Genomic DNA, 14,299 nt, shown 5'->3' on the forward strand with positions numbered 1-14,299 from the left:
GGACATGCAGAAGGCCCGGACCTCTTGCGAGTTCCGGGCCTTTCTCTGGTCGGGCTGACAGGATTTGAACCTGCGACCCCTTGACCCCCAGTCAAGTGCGCTACCAAGCTGCGCCACAGCCCGTTGTTCTGCACTCTCGCGCAGGCAACTCCCCTATCTTAGCCTGACCCGCGGCGCCTCCGCGAACCGACAGTCGGCCGGGCGTTGCACAGTGTCCGAGGCCCGGCGTAGCGTCACTGCATGGCCACGATCACGACGGAACCGGCGACGACCGCGCGGTGGGACGATGTGCAGCGCGCGCTGACCGGCGGCGGCGATGGCGCGAGCTGCCAGTGCATCTGGCCGATGCTCCGCAACAAGGACTGGAACCAGACCACGACGCCCGAGCGCACGGAGATGCTCCGCGCCGAGATCGATGCAGGCCCACCACCGGGGATCATCGCTTACGTCGACGGCGAGGCGGCCGGGTGGATCCGCATCGGCCCGCGTCCTCCGCAGGCACGTCTCGCTCACACCCGTGCGATCGCAGCGGCATCGAGTGAACCGTTCGACGACGACTCGGTCTGGGCGGTCACCTGCTTCGTCGTGCGGCGCGAGCATCGCGGATCGGGGCTCAACCACGAGCTGCTCAGCGCGGCCGTCGACTTCGCGCGCGACTCCGGCGCGCGTCTCATCGAGGGATACCCCGTCGACACCCGCGGTGAGAAGCAGCGCAGCAACGAACTGTTCCACGGCACGATGAGCACATTCGCCGCCCAAGGGTTCTCGGAGCGAGGAGAACTCACACCGGGTCGCCCTCTCGTCGCTCTCGACCTGTCGGCATGATCGTCGATCACCATCCGAGCGCCGGTAGCGTGGACACATGAGCGACGAGCACCCGACCATCGACGATCCCGAACTCGGCACCCTCAGCCGCGCGTCCACTGAGCTGGGTGACGGCACGGTGCTGACCCACGACTGGTACGCGGGCACCGTGACGGTCGACGACGTCGAGCTGGAGCTCATGCTCGAGGGCACCACCCCCGACGAGGCGAGTGCGCTCCTCCCGCACGTCCGCGAAACGATCGCGGCCCTCCCGGCACTGCGACGCCTCGCATCGGATGCCGTGGTCACGGCGTTCAGCACCGGAAGACCCGAGCAGGCGGATCTCGACGCCGGAGCATCCGACCTCACCCTGGAGACGATCGAGGCCTCCGCCGACGGCACGGTGGTCCTCCACCTGATCGATGCGTGCGGCGAGCACTTCCCCGAGGGCTACTGGCCGGCCGTGCACCTCGGAGCCGACGGCCAGATCGCCCAGGTGACCGTCGAATCCTGACCTTCCCACCCGTCATACGATGAGGGGACTCGATCGGCCGACCCTTGTCGGCCGACTGATCGCCCGCCCCCTATCAGACCCGGAGACCCTGTTCATGGACGCCGCACGCATCGACAGCTGGCTGTGGGCCGTGCGCGTGTACAAGACGCGCTCAGCCGCGACGACCGCCTGCCGGGCGGGGCATGTCCGGCTGAACGGAGACAAGGTCAAGGCCGCGCAACACGTCCGCATCGGCGATGAGCTGCGGGTGCGCATCGCCGGCTTCGATCGGATCCTCGTCGTGCGGCAACTCCTCGTGAAACGAGTGGGCGCCCCCCTCGCGGCGGCGGCCTACGAGGACCGGACGCCGGCACGCGAACCGCAGGCGATGATCGGCGTCCGTGACCGTGGAGCGGGACGCCCGACGAAGCGCGAGCGCAGAGACATCGACCGCCTGCGAGGACGAGGCGACGAGGATGCCGATATCTTCGGTGGCTGAGCTCTTTTTATTCGAATATTTGTTCTAAACTAGGGGCATGACCCGGCGCACCGACCTCGACCTCGATCTCGAGGAGCGCCAGCGCCTGCTCGATGCATGGGTGGACAAGAGGCGCCGCATCGCCGCCCTGGAGGCCGAGGCGTCGGAACTGCTGATCGAGCGGATCTCGATCCACGACGCCGATGTGACGGAGAGCCCGTTCCACCGGGACGCCATCTACCGATCGATGCTGTCGGAGTACTGCGCCGCCGCACATCTCGCGCGCGGCACGGTCGAGCAGTCGTTCACCGATGCACGCACCCTCTCCCGAGATCTCCCCCACGTCCGAGTCGCCTTCGCGGCCGGAACGATCAGCGTCGCGCATGTACGCGAGATCGTTCGCGCCAGTGCCATCGTGAGCGAGGCGGTGCGAAGCGGACGAGCGGATGCCGCGACACTCGCGCTCTTCGAGACCGCGGTGCTCGTGGTCGCGGAGCAGGACACAGCGGCGCGCACCCGTGCCCATGCCAGACAGGTCGCCGCGGCCCTCGCCGGCGAGACCGTCGTCGAACGTCATCGGCGCGCGACGGATGAACGCTGCGTCAGTGTGCGGTCGGTCGACGACGGGCTGGCATTGCTGACCGCGGTTCTGCCGGAATGGATCGCGGTCGCGATCGCCGATCGGCTCACCCGTCTGGCGCGAACGGTCGTCACCGGTCGCGACGATCGCGAGCCGGTGCTGCCCGTCCTCGATCCGGCCGGCGATGGCATCTCCGTCGACGATCTCGCCACCGACGACCCCCGACGCGACTCTTACGAGCGGAGCGTCATCTTCGGAGAGGGCAACACGTTCACGACCGACCCGCTGGGCCGCCGCACCGACCCGATGACTGACCCCACCAGCGCAGACGTCGAGCACCTCGAGGCCGATGAGCGGACGCTCGACCAGATCCGAGCGGATCTCCTCGCGGATCTGCTCCTGGCCGCTGTGCCGAGCGAAGCGCTCGGCACCGGACTCGACGCCGTTCAGCCGCGGATCCAGGTCACGGTCGCAGCCACCACGCTCGTCGGTCTCGACGACAGGCCGGCGGAGCTCGACGGGTACGGACCACTCGATCCCGACATCGCCCGACGGCTCGCCGGACGCAACACCGGGTGGTCGCGCCTCTTCCTCCATCCGGACGGCCGCGTCGTCGAGGTCGATACCTACGCGCCGAACGAAGCGATGCGGCGCTTCCTCCGAGCCCGCGATCAGCATTGCCGCTTCCCGGGGTGTCGTATGCCGGTGCACCGATGCGAGATCGATCACAACCATGATCATGCGCGCGGTGGACGCACCCGCCTCGACAACCTCAGCCACTTCTGCACGACCCATCATTCGCTGAAGCATCCGGACGTCGACGATCGACATCGCTGGACAGCACAGCAAGGTCCGGGAGGCGAGGTCACCTGGACGAGCCCGCTCGGTCGCGAGTACACCGATCCGCCGCGACGCCGAGTGATGTTCGTGTGATGCTCGCGTGATGTTCGTGTGATGTTCGCGTGCCGGGGAAGGAGGTTCGACGCGCCGGTCGGCGCGTCCGGGTTCACGCAATGCCTCCGGGCGCGGTTAGCTCATCGCGCGTCGTCGAGCACTCCGCGCAACCATCCAGCCGATCGCAGCTGCACGGCGCCGGCGGCTGTCACGCGCTCCCTCAGCTCACGGTCGCTCGTCACCACCACCACATACTCGCCGAGAGCGACGCGACGCTGCACCTCGGCGACGATCGCGTCGTCTCCTGCGGCATCCGCCGGCACGACCGACAGGACGCCCGCAGGCAGCACTACCTCCGACTCGTCCGCATCGGGGACGTCGAGGCCGCGAGCGGCTCCTTCCACGACGAACGCGACAGGCGGGAACCATGATGTACCGGCGAGCTCGATATCCTCCCCGCGCACGGACAGCCCGTTCAGCTCCTCAGCGAGCCGGGTGGCCGCGCCGGCGCGGTCCTTCCACCAGCCGTTCGGGACCGAGCCCACGACGTTCGCCGCATCGACGACCACCGAGGGCCGCACGTCGAGGAGGTCGCGCAGCACCGGCCACGCCGCCCCGAAACCCGGGTGCAGCGGCCGCGACGACACCTCGTCGAGCGGCACCCACTCCAGCGCGACGCTCTCGGGGTCACTGATCACCGGTTCGAAGGGCTCGACGACATCCGCGACGACGGTCGTGTACGACCAGATACCGAGGTCGAGCACGCTGGTGAACCTCGGGCGCACCGAGGCATCCGGAACGCCCGCTTCCTCCTGTGCCTCCCGCACCGCTCCGAGGATGGCGCTCTCCCCCTCGTGCAGGGCGCCGCCGGGCAGCCCCCACGTGCCACCGAAGTGGCTCCACGCCACCCTGTGCTGCAGAAGGATGCCGCGCTCGGAGTCGATCGCGAGAAGGCCTGCGGCGCCGAAGCGTCCCCAGTACTTCTCCCCCGTCGGAGCCACGATCCAGGCGTCGCCGGGATTGCGCGGCCCGGCGGGGCGACGCGGCTCACCGGCAGCAGGAGGAACGACAGTCACCCCCTCAGCTTTTCACAGCATCCGCGCATCGGCATCCGCTCCGGTCACATGCGGGAACAGCGACGGGCCGCCCGCAGGGAGCGGACGGCCCGTCGACGGAGAGGTCTCAGCGCTGGCGCTTCTCGCGGACGCGCATGTTGACGACGATGGGCGTCCCCTCGAACTCGTACAGCTCGCGCAGGCGACGCTGGATGAAACGACGGTATCCAGGGTCGAGGAATCCGGTCGTGAACAGCACGAACGTCGGCGGGCGGGTCGACGCCTGCGTACCGAACAGGATGCGCGGCTGCTTCCCCCCGCGCAGCGGGTGCGGGTGCTCGGCGACGAGCTCGGCGAGGAAGGCGTTGAACTTGCCCGTCGGGATGCGACGGTCCCAGTTCTCCAGCGACGTCTCGAGCGCCGGCACGAGCTTGTCGAGGTGACGGCCGGTCTTCGCCGAGATGTTCACGCGCGGGGCCCAGGCGACGTGCGCCAGGTCCTGCTCGATCTCGCGCTCGAGGTACCGGCGACGGTCGGCGTTCTCCAGGTCGAGGTCGTTGAGACGGTCCCACTTGTTGAACGCCAGCACGAGAGCGCGGCCCGACTCGAGCACGAGGTCGATGATGCGCACGTCCTGCTCGCTGATCGTCTCCGACACGTCGAGCACGACGACCGCGACCTCGGCCTTCTCGAGCGCGGCAGAGGTGCGCAGCGACGCGTAGAAGTCGGCGCCCTGCGCCATATGCACGCGGCGACGGATGCCTGCGGTGTCGACGAGCGTCCACAGCTTGCCGCCGAGCTCCACGATCTCATCGACGGGGTCGCGGGTGGTGCCGGCGAGGTCGTTCACGACCACGCGCTCCTCCCCCGCGGCCTTGTTCAGCAGCGACGACTTGCCGACGTTCGGACGCCCGAGGATGGCGACCCGGCGCGGCCCGCCGATCTCGGCCTTCGCGACAGCCGAGACGTCGGGGAGCTTCTTCAGCACTTCGTCCAGCAGGTCGGCGACGCCCCGGCCGTGGATGGCCGAGACCGGGTGCGGCTCGCCGAGACCGAGGTTCCAGAGTGCGGCGGCCTCGGGCTCCTGGCGCGCGTCGTCGATCTTGTTCGCGACGAGGAAGACGGGCTTGCCGCTCTTGCGCAGCAGGCGCACGACGTGCTCATCGGTCGACGTCGCACCCACCATCGCATCGACGACGAACAGGACGAGGTCCGACAGATCGATGGCCACCTCGGCCTGGGCGGCCACGGACCGGTCGATGCCCCGCGCGTCGGGCTCCCAGCCGCCGGTGTCGACGAGCGTGAACCGGCGGTCATTCCACTCGGCCTTGTAGGTCACACGGTCGCGCGTGACACCCGGTGTGTCCTCCACGACGGCCTCACGGCGACCGAGGATGCGGTTCACGAGCGCCGACTTGCCCACGTTGGGCCGACCGACGATCGCGACCACGGGCAGCGCGGGCAGGAACTGGATGCCGTCCTCCCCGAGCGTCACGCCGGCGAGGAGCGCGGCATCCTCGTCGTCGAGCTCGTAGTCGGCGAGGCCGGCGCGCAGGGTCTCCGCGCGCTGCTCGGCCAGCTCCTCGTCGAGTGCGTCCATCTTCTCGGCGAGCTGGTCTGGGCCGCCTTCGTATTCGTCGTCAGCCACGGTGTGCTCCTCGGAGTCGTTCGATCACCGCGAGTACGGCGTCGATGGTCTGGGGGAAATCGAGCGCCGTCGAGTCGACGACCTCGACGCCGTCCGCGGCGTTGAGGAAGTCGACGACGGCGCTGTCGGATGCGTCGCGTCTGTGCAGAGCGTCGGCGACGGCCTGGGCGTTCTCGCCGGCGAGCTCGCCCGCACGACGCGCGGCGCGCACCTCGGGTGCGGCGGTGAGCAGGATCCGCACCGGTGCGTCGGGCGCGACCACGGTGGTGATGTCGCGGCCCTCCACGACCACGGCCGGGTACGGAGCCTCGGCGACGAGCGTGCGGAACAGGCGATTGACCTGCTCGCGCACCTCGGGCACTCGCGCGACGCCGCTCACGGCGCCGGATACGCGCGACTCGCGGATCGCGTCGGTGACATCGGAGTCGCCGACGAGCACCGTACGGTCGTCGGGGTCGAGGCCCAGTCTGACGGGGAAGTCGGATGCCGCCACGCGCACCGACTCGGCGTCATCCGTGTCCGCGCCCCGGTCGAGGACGTGCCAGGCGAGGGCGCGATATGCCGATCCGGTGTCGAGGTAGCCGAAGCCGAGCCTGCGGGCGATGGCCTTCGACACGCTGGACTTGCCGGACCCGGCAGGTCCGTCGATCGCGATGAAGTCAGTCATTGGTCGCCCCTGCAATCCGCCAGCCGCGTTCCTGGAGTCCGGTGATGGCCCCGTGCAGCGCAGCAGGATCGACGCTGATCTCGGCGAGACCGAACTGCGCACCGGGCGAGTGCTCGAGTCGCAGGTCCTCGACGTTGACACCGAGCTCTCCGAGTTCTCCGAACAGTCGTCCGAGCTGACCAGCGGTGTCGTCGATCATGACGACGAGGCTCTCGAAACGTCGGTTCTGACCGTGCTTACCCGGCAGACGCTCGACCCCGTCATTGCCCTGCTTGATCGTCTCCGCGACCACACGCCGCGCACCGGGAGCTTCGGGAGCGCGGAGCGCATCGGACACCTCCTGGAGATCAGCCGCGAGAGCGTCGAGGATCTCGACGACCGGTCCGGCGTTCGCGCCCAGGATCTGCACCCAGAGTTCGGGAGCGGATGCCGCGATGCGCGTCGTGTCACGGACACCCTGACCGGAGAGTCGCAGCGCGCCCTCGTCGGCGACCGCGAGTCGGGCGGCGAGAAGGCTCGCCACGACCTGGGGTACGTGCGAGGTGAGGGCGACCGAGCGGTCGTGCTCCTCGGGTGTCATCTCCAGGGGCATCGCCCCGACGTCCAGCGCGAGCGCTTCGACGAGAGCGAGATCGGAGGCCTTGGTGTCTTCGTCACGGCACACCACCCACGGTCGGCCGATGAAGAGGTCGGCACGGGCGGAGATCGCGCCGCCCCGCTCGCGACCGGCGAGCGGGTGCGAGCCGATGTACCGGGTGATGTCGACTCCGCGGTCTCTGAGCGAGAGGAACGGCTCCAGCTTGACGCTCGCGACATCCGTCACCACGGCGTCGGGGAATCGTGCGAGTTCGGACTCGACGACATCGGCCGTGACGTCCGGCGGTACGGCGACCACGACGAGCGACGGCGTGTCGGCATCCGCCGCTGCGCGCCCCGCGCCGTAGTCGATCGCGAGACGCAGCTGAGCCGGCGAGGTGTCGGAGAGCACCACGTCGACACCCTTGGACCGCAGGGCGTGGCCGATGCTCGCGCCGAGGAGCCCGGCGCCGACGATGCGCACGGTGCCCGAGAGACGGGCGGCGACGCGCGGCGCGGACACACCTGTCGTCGGCACCCCGATGGGCGCGCTCGTCGTCTCGGTCACTCGTTCTCCTGCTGCTCGCCTGGCGCCGCGGCGACACCGGAATCACGGCGCGCCAGAGTCAGCAGCGCACCGAGTTCGATTTTACTCAGTTCGCGGGTGCGACCAGCCGGGAGGGTTCCCAGGTGCAGCGGGCCGAACTGCCGACGCACGAGTTCGGTGACGGGATGCCCGACGGCCGCCATCATCCGGCGCACGATGCGATTGCGACCGGAATGCAGCGTCAGCTCGACGAGGCCCGACCCGCCGGAGGTGTCGAGCAGGCGTGCCTTGTCGGCGGCGATCGGGCCGTCCTCCAGCTCGATCCCCTTCGTCAGCTTCGAGATCGTCTGGGCCGTCACCGCACCGTCGACCTTGGCGATGTAGACCTTGGTGACGCCGAACGACGGGTGTGCGAGCACATGGGCGAGCTCGCCGTCGTTCGTGAGCACGAGCAGTCCGCTGGTCTCGGCGTCCAGACGACCGACGTTGTAGAGGCGCTCCTCGTACTCATCCGTGAAGCGGCGCAGGTCGGGGCGTCCGCTCTCGTCCCTCATACTGCTGACCACCCCGGTGGGCTTGTTGAGCATCACGTACCGCTTGGAGACGTCGAGCTGCACGGCCGTGCCGTCGACGTCGACGAGATCGGTCTCGGGGTCGATGCGTGTGCCGAGCTCGGTCACGGTGCGGCCGTTCACCCGGATCCGCCCCTCGACGATGTACTGCTCCACGACCCGTCGCGACGCGACACCGGCCGCGGCGAGCACCTTCTGCAGTCTGACGCCCTCGGCGCTGGTGTTCTCGGTCATCGGACCACTCCTTCATCGAAACCGAATCGCGCGGTGGGGCGGTCGGTGGTGGGGACGTCGAGCACGGTCATCGCACGACCCCTTCGTCGAACCCGTCAGCGCCGTCGTCGAGCAGCGGAGAGATCGGAGGCAGCTCATCGAGCGAATTGATCCCGAGGTGCTGCAGCAACGAGTCGGTGGTGCCGTAGTTGATCGCGCCCGTCTCCGAGTCGGCGAAGAGCTCGGTGATCAGGCCGCGTGCGAGGAGTGTGCGCACGACCGAGTCGACGTTGACCGCGCGGATCGACGCCACCTGGCTGCGCGTCACCGGCTGCTTGTAGGCGATGACCGCGAGAGTCTCGAGGGCGGCCTGCGACAGACGCGCCGGGGCCTGCCCCCCGACGAACTCGGCGACCAGGGAGTCGTGGTCCTCACGCACATAGAGTCGCCACCCGCCGCCCACTTCGCGGAGTTCGAATCCGCGGCGCGGGCCGCTCCCCCGACCGTCGTAGTCCTCGACCAGGGTCTCGATCGTCTGACGCACGGCAGCGACCGGTGATCCCACAGCTGCGGCGAGAGCGACGAGGCCGATGGGCTCGTCGATGATCAGCAGGATCGCCTCGATCCGCTCGGCCAACGGAGCCTCGACGGCGGGTACGGCGCCCGCCTCTTCGTCCGCCGTCGGCGTGGTCACGTCATCGGTCATAGTCGGCCCCCAGGCTCGCGAGTGTCTCGTCCGACCAGGTGTCGGCGGCCCAGCGCAGCGTCAACTCGCCGAGCGGTTCCAGTTGTTCGAAGCTCAGCGCCGCATGTCGGTACAGCTCCAGCACGGATATGAAGCGCGCCACGACGATGCCGGGCTCACTGATGCCGGCCACCAGCTCGCGGAAGCTCAGCGACTCGGTGCCCCGCAGCAGGGTCACCACGATCGCGGCCTGTTCGCGGATGCTGACGAGCGGTGCGTGCAGATGGTCCAGTCCGACGTGCGGGATCTCCTTCGGGGCGAAGGCGAGCAGCGCCAGGGCTGCGAAGTCGTCGACGCTGAGCGACCAGACGAGCTCCGGGGTCTGCGCACGGTGCTTCTCATCGAGGCGGACCGCCCTGACGTGCCGACGGTCCTCCCGCTGCAGGCAGCGCGAGAACCAGGAGGACACCTCCTTGAAGGCGCGGTACTGCAACAGCCGGGCGAACAGCAGGTCGCGCGCCTCGAGGAGCGCGACGGCCTCGGCATCCACCAGCTCTCCCTGCGGGAGGAGACCGGCGACCTTCATGTCGAGGAGCGTGGCGGCGACCACGAGGAACTCCGATGCCTGATCGAGCTCCTCGTCGTCGTCGAGGTGCTGCAGGTAGGCGATGAACTCGTTCGTGACGGCGCTCAGCGAGACCTCGGTGATGTCCATCTCGTGCTTGGAGATGAGATTCAGCAGGAGGTCGAACGGTCCGTCGAAGTTCGACAGGGAGACGCGGAATCCGGTGTCGGCCTCGGCCTCGGGCTCGAGCTCGGCCTCGGGCGCGAGCTCGGCCTCGAGCTCCGCAGAGTCGGGCACCGCCGCCTCGTCCGGCGCGGCCGGTGCGAGCGTCTCGGAGATCTCGTCAGGCGACGGCGCCACGGGCGACCAGCTCCCGCGCCAGCCGCAGGTACGCCTGTGCGGCGGCGTGCTCCGGAGCGAACTCGGTGATGGGGACGCCGGAGACGGACGCATCCGGGAACTTCACCGTCCGGCCGATGACGGTCTCGAGCACGTCGTCTCCGAAAGCCTCGACCACGCGTTCCAGCACCTCGCGGGAGTGCAGCGTGCGCGGGTCGTACATCGTCGCGAGCAGGCCGTCCATCGTGATGGAGGGGTTGAGGCGGTCGCGCACCTTGTCGATCGTCTCGATCAACAGAGCCACACCGCGAAGGGCGAAGAACTCGCACTCGAGCGGGATGATGACGCCGTGGGCCGCGGTGAGGGCGTTGACCGTCAGGAGTCCGAGCGACGGCTGGCAATCGATGAGGATGACGTCGTACTCCCCCGCGACCTGACGCAGCACGCGGGCGAGGATCGTCTCGCGAGCGACCTCGTTGACGAGGTGCACTTCTGCGGCCGAGAGGTCGATGTTGGCGGGCATCACGTCGAGGCCGTCGACGTTCGTGTGCACGATCGCCTCATGCGCGTCGCGCTTGGTGTCGAGCAGGAGGTCGTAGATCGTGGTCACATCGTGCGTCTGGATGCCGAGACCGGCCGACAGCGCACCCTGAGGGTCGAAGTCGACGGCGAGGACCTTGCGGCCGTACTCGGCGAGAGACGCGGCGAGGTTGATCGACGTTGTGGTCTTGCCCACGCCGCCCTTCTGGTTGCAGAGGGCGATGATGCGCGCGGGTCCGTGCGAAGCCAGCGGCGCAGGGGTGGGGAACCCGTGATACGGCCGGCCGGTCGGTCCGAGGGGTGTCTCGTCGGCCTTCCGTGCCTTCGCCCTGGACTTCGCCGCTTTCTCAGCCACCGCTTCTCCTGCTCCCTCGTGCTTGGTCGATTGTAGCGGCAGGCGTACCGGCGAACGTCCTCGGCGCGCGGCGTCGCCGGTCATCGACATCCGCTGCGCTCATCGAGCGCGCGGGTGCGACGTCGCGTACACGTCGCGCAGCGAGTCCACCGACACGTGCGTGTAGATCTGCGTCGTGGCCACCGAGGCATGCCCGAGCAGCTCCTGGACGACGCGCACGTCCGCGCCGCCCTGCAGCAGGTGCGTCGCGAACGAGTGCCGCAGCGAGTGCGGGGAGACATCGGCCGTGATGTGCGCGCGCTCTGCGGCCCCCCGGATCACGAGCCAGGCGCTCTGTCGCGACAGGGGCGCGCCCCGGGCGCCGAGGAAGAGCCGCGCCGACGCGCGCCCCTTCGCCGCGAGCACCGGCCGCACACGGGTGAGATAGGCGTCGACCGCCGCCCGCGCGTACGAGCCGATCGGAACGATGCGCTCCTTCGAGCCCTTGCCCCGTACCCGCAGCACATCGCCGTGCGACAGGTCGTCGACATCGAGGTTCACCACCTCCGACACGCGCGCGCCCGTCGCGTACAGCAGCTCGAGCAGAGCACGGTCCCGCAGGCCGAGGGGCTCGTCGCCCGACGGGGCGGCCAGCAGACGCTCGACCTGATCGATGGTGAGGGCCTTGGGCAGTCGCCGCGGAGCCTTCGGCGGTCGCAGCCGCACGCTCGGATCGTCGTCCTCGATCCCCTCTCGGGCGAGGAATCGATGCCACCCCCGTATCGACGACTGCAACCGCGCCAGACTCGTGGCGGCCGGCGCGGGCTCGACGGACGACCTGTCGGCGATGAACCGGCCGACGACCGTCGGCGTGATCGCCGCCGTGTCGTCGATGCCTTCGTCCACGAGCCAGTCGACGTAACCGCCGAGGTCGCGCCGGTACGCCGCGATCGTGTGCTCGCTCAGGCCTCGCTCGATGGTGACGTGGCGCAGATAAGAGTCGAGCGCGCGGTCGAGCTGCATGCTCAGCCCCGGTCGCGCAGCCTCTGCGCGGTCGCGAGCACCCCGATCGTGAGGATGCCGTTGCGCATCCGCCCGTCGAGTACGGCTGCGATGACCTCGTCGAGTGCTCGCCACTCGATGCGGATATCGGCCTCTTCGTCCTCCCGCGCGTGGGCGGACGGTGCGGCCGAGATCCCCGTGGCGAGGAAGATGTGAATGACCTCGTCGTTGCCGCCGGGTGTGGTCCACGAGGAGACCAGCGGCTCCCAGTCGGCCGCGACCAGATCGGCCTCCTCTGCGAGCTCGCGCTTCGCCGCAGTCAGCGGCTCCTCACCGTCGACATCGAGCAGACCGGCGGGGAGCTCCCAGTCACGGTGACGGATCGGATGCCGGTACTGCTGGATCAGCAGCACCCGCCCGTCGTCATCGAGCGCGAGGATCGCCACGGCTCCGGTGTGCTCGACGTACTGCCGACGGATCTCTCCGTCGCCGTACCGAACGCGATCGTCGCGCACGTTCCAGACGGCACCCTCGAACGCGAGGTCGCTCTGCAGGACCTCGGGCTCGAAGGGCTCGTCTCGCAGCTCGCCGGCGTCGGACGAGATCTCAGGCATCGGCTTCGACATCGAACAGCTCGCTCGCGCGGTGACGGTCGATCGCGGCGCCGACCAGACCGCGGAACAGCGGGTGCGGATCCGTCGGACGCGAGCGGAGCTCCGGGTGCGCCTGTGTCGCGATGTAGTACGGGTGCACGTCGCGCGGCAGCTCGACGTATTCCACGAGATCGAGCTCGGGATTCAGGCCGGAGAAAACGAGGCCCGCATCCGACAGGCGAGACCGGTACGCGTTGTTGACCTCGTAACGGTGGCGGTGGCGCTCAGAGGCGATCGGAGTCCCGTAGACCTCGCGGGCGAGTGATCCCTCGGCGAGTGCCGCCTGATAGAGGCCGAGACGCATCGTGCCGCCGAGGTCGCCCCCGTCGAGGATCTCGACCTGCTCGGCCATCGTGGCGATGACGGGCTCGGTGGTCTCAGGGTCGAACTCCGTCGACGAGGCGCCCGCGATGTCGGCGACGTCGCGCGCATACTCGATGACCATGCACTGCAGACCAAGGCAGAGTCCGAGCGTGGGGATGCCCTGCTCGCGAGCGAACTTCAGCGCGCCGAGCTTGCCCTCGATGCCGCGGATGCCGAATCCTCCCGGTACGCAGATGCCGTCGAGTGTCGCCAGCTGCTCCCTCGCGCCGTCCGGCGTCTCGCACAGGTCGGACGGGATCCAGCGGATGTTGACCTTGGTCTCCTGGGCGAATCCGCCGGCCTTGATGGCCTCGGTCACCGAGAGGTAGGCGTCGGGCAGATCGATGTACTTGCCGACCAGCCCGATCGTCACCTCGTGCTTGGGGTTGTGCACCGCGTGGAGCACGCGGTTCCACCGCGTCCAGTCGACGTCGGCGGCCTTCTGGTCGAGGCCGAGGCGGCGCACGATGTACGAGTCGAGGCCCTGCTCGTTGAGCGTCGACGGGATGTCGTAGATGCTCGGCAGATCGACCGTGTTGATGACGCCTTCGGCGTCGACGTCGCACATGAGGGCGATCTTGTTGCGGTTGCTCTCGCTCACCGGGCGGTCGCTGCGGAGCACGAGAGCGTCGGGCTGGATGCCGACCTGGCGCAGAGCGGCCACCGAGTGCTGGGTCGGCTTGGTCTTCTGCTCGCCCGACGCGCCCATGAACGGCACGAGCGAGACGTGCACGAAGAAGACGCTGTCGCGGCCGAGCTCGTGGCGCAGCTGCCTGGCCGACTCGAGGAACGGCTGCGACTCGATGTCGCCCACCGTGCCGCCGACCTCGGTGATGATGACGTCGGGACGCGGGTCCTCGGTCGCCTGCAGACGCATGCGCCGCTTGATCTCGTCGGTGATGTGCGGGATGACCTGCACGGTGTCGCCGAGGTACTCGCCACGGCGCTCACGGGCGATCACCTGCGAGTAGATCTGGCCGGTGGTGACGTTCGCCGCCTGCGACAGGTTTATGTCGAGGAAGCGCTCATAGTGGCCGATGTCGAGGTCGGTCTCGGCACCGTCGTCGGTGACGAAGACCTCACCGTGCTGGAACGGGTTCATCGTGCCAGGGTCGACGTTCAGATACGGGTCGAGCTTCTGCATCACGACGCGGAGTCCGCGTGCCGTGAGCAGGTTGCCGAGACTGGCCGCGGTGAGCCCCTTACCCAAAGACGAAACGACACCACCAGTCACGAAGATGTGCTTGGTCGTGTCGTTCTTGGGCCCCGCAGAAGAAGAGTTCATCACGGG

General features: G+C 69.0%; 15 protein-coding genes and 1 tRNA gene. 4 read left to right on the plus strand and 12 right to left on the minus strand.

Translation table 11 applies throughout. From position 1 onward, the window contains the following. Positions 1–46: 46 nt before the first annotated feature. A tRNA-Pro gene (locus FSY98_RS02000) sits at positions 47–123 on the minus strand. 117 nt (positions 124–240) lie between these two features. Between FSY98_RS02000 and FSY98_RS02005 the strand changes: the two genes are divergently transcribed. From FSY98_RS02005 to FSY98_RS02020, 4 genes are all read left to right on the plus strand, one after another. Next, the gene (locus tag FSY98_RS02005; RefSeq protein WP_144873452.1) at positions 241–825 is read left to right on the plus strand and encodes a GNAT family N-acetyltransferase; all 585 of its coding nucleotides are present in this window, start codon (positions 241–243) and stop codon (positions 823–825) included. A gap of 37 nt (positions 826–862) precedes the next feature. Next, complete coding sequence (locus FSY98_RS02010) at positions 863–1,318, plus strand: hypothetical protein (protein WP_144873455.1); 456 nt, start codon at positions 863–865, stop codon at positions 1,316–1,318. Positions 1,319–1,412: 94 nt separating this feature from the next. Continuing rightward, complete coding sequence (locus tag FSY98_RS02015; protein ID WP_144873458.1) at positions 1,413–1,796, plus strand: RNA-binding S4 domain-containing protein; 384 nt, start codon at positions 1,413–1,415, stop codon at positions 1,794–1,796. A gap of 37 nt (positions 1,797–1,833) precedes the next feature. Continuing rightward, positions 1,834–3,288, plus strand: a complete 1,455-nt coding sequence (locus FSY98_RS02020) for an HNH endonuclease signature motif containing protein (protein WP_144873461.1) — start codon at positions 1,834–1,836, stop codon at positions 3,286–3,288. Positions 3,289–3,389: 101 nt separating this feature from the next. Here FSY98_RS02020 and FSY98_RS02025 read toward each other — a convergent pair whose 3' ends face one another. The 11 genes from FSY98_RS02025 to FSY98_RS02075 all read right to left on the minus strand — a co-directional run bounded on the left by FSY98_RS02025 (position 3,390) and on the right by FSY98_RS02075 (position 14,293). Then, on the minus strand, positions 3,390–4,325 hold the full coding sequence (locus FSY98_RS02025; protein ID WP_144873463.1) for an NUDIX domain-containing protein: 936 nt from the start codon (positions 4,323–4,325) through the stop codon (positions 3,390–3,392). 106 nt (positions 4,326–4,431) lie between these two features. After that, positions 4,432–5,904: a ribosome biogenesis GTPase Der gene (der, locus tag FSY98_RS02030; RefSeq protein ID WP_260857361.1), complete on the minus strand. Its 1,473-nt coding sequence runs from the start codon at positions 5,902–5,904 to the stop codon at positions 4,432–4,434. Between the two features lie 40 nt (positions 5,905–5,944). Further along, positions 5,945–6,619, minus strand: a complete 675-nt coding sequence (gene cmk / locus FSY98_RS02035) for a (d)CMP kinase (RefSeq protein WP_144873469.1) — start codon at positions 6,617–6,619, stop codon at positions 5,945–5,947. Beyond that, entirely contained in the window at positions 6,612–7,718 is a 1,107-nt protein-coding gene (locus FSY98_RS02040; protein ID WP_144876556.1) for a prephenate dehydrogenase, read from the minus strand. Before FSY98_RS02040 ends, cmk begins: the two co-directional genes overlap by 8 nt. A 41-nt stretch (positions 7,719–7,759) precedes the next feature. Next, positions 7,760–8,548 carry a pseudouridine synthase gene (locus FSY98_RS02045; protein WP_144873472.1) on the minus strand — a complete coding sequence of 263 codons (789 nt, stop codon included), beginning with the start codon at positions 8,546–8,548 and terminating at the stop codon, positions 7,760–7,762. Between the two features lie 67 nt (positions 8,549–8,615). Beyond that, entirely contained in the window at positions 8,616–9,233 is a 618-nt protein-coding gene (scpB, locus tag FSY98_RS02050; RefSeq protein WP_144873475.1) for an SMC-Scp complex subunit ScpB, read from the minus strand. Continuing rightward, positions 9,223–10,137, minus strand: a complete 915-nt coding sequence (locus FSY98_RS02055; RefSeq protein ID WP_144873478.1) for a ScpA family protein — start codon at positions 10,135–10,137, stop codon at positions 9,223–9,225. The genes scpB and FSY98_RS02055 overlap by 11 nt, the downstream gene beginning before the upstream one ends. Then, positions 10,121–11,011: a ParA family protein gene (locus FSY98_RS02060; RefSeq protein ID WP_144873481.1), complete on the minus strand. Its 891-nt coding sequence runs from the start codon at positions 11,009–11,011 to the stop codon at positions 10,121–10,123. Before FSY98_RS02060 ends, FSY98_RS02055 begins: the two co-directional genes overlap by 17 nt. A gap of 99 nt (positions 11,012–11,110) precedes the next feature. Then, entirely contained in the window at positions 11,111–12,013 is a 903-nt protein-coding gene (xerD, locus tag FSY98_RS02065) for a site-specific tyrosine recombinase XerD (RefSeq protein ID WP_144873483.1), read from the minus strand. Positions 12,014–12,015: 2 nt separating this feature from the next. Then, on the minus strand, positions 12,016–12,606 hold the full coding sequence (locus FSY98_RS02070; protein ID WP_144873486.1) for an NUDIX hydrolase: 591 nt from the start codon (positions 12,604–12,606) through the stop codon (positions 12,016–12,018). Then, positions 12,599–14,293: a CTP synthase gene (locus FSY98_RS02075; protein ID WP_144873489.1), complete on the minus strand. Its 1,695-nt coding sequence runs from the start codon at positions 14,291–14,293 to the stop codon at positions 12,599–12,601. The genes FSY98_RS02070 and FSY98_RS02075 overlap by 8 nt, the downstream gene beginning before the upstream one ends. Positions 14,294–14,299 lie beyond the last annotated feature (6 nt).

This window comes from Microbacterium sp. 1.5R (assembly GCF_007667425.1).
Taxonomy (GTDB): Bacteria; Actinomycetota; Actinomycetes; order Actinomycetales; family Microbacteriaceae; genus Microbacterium.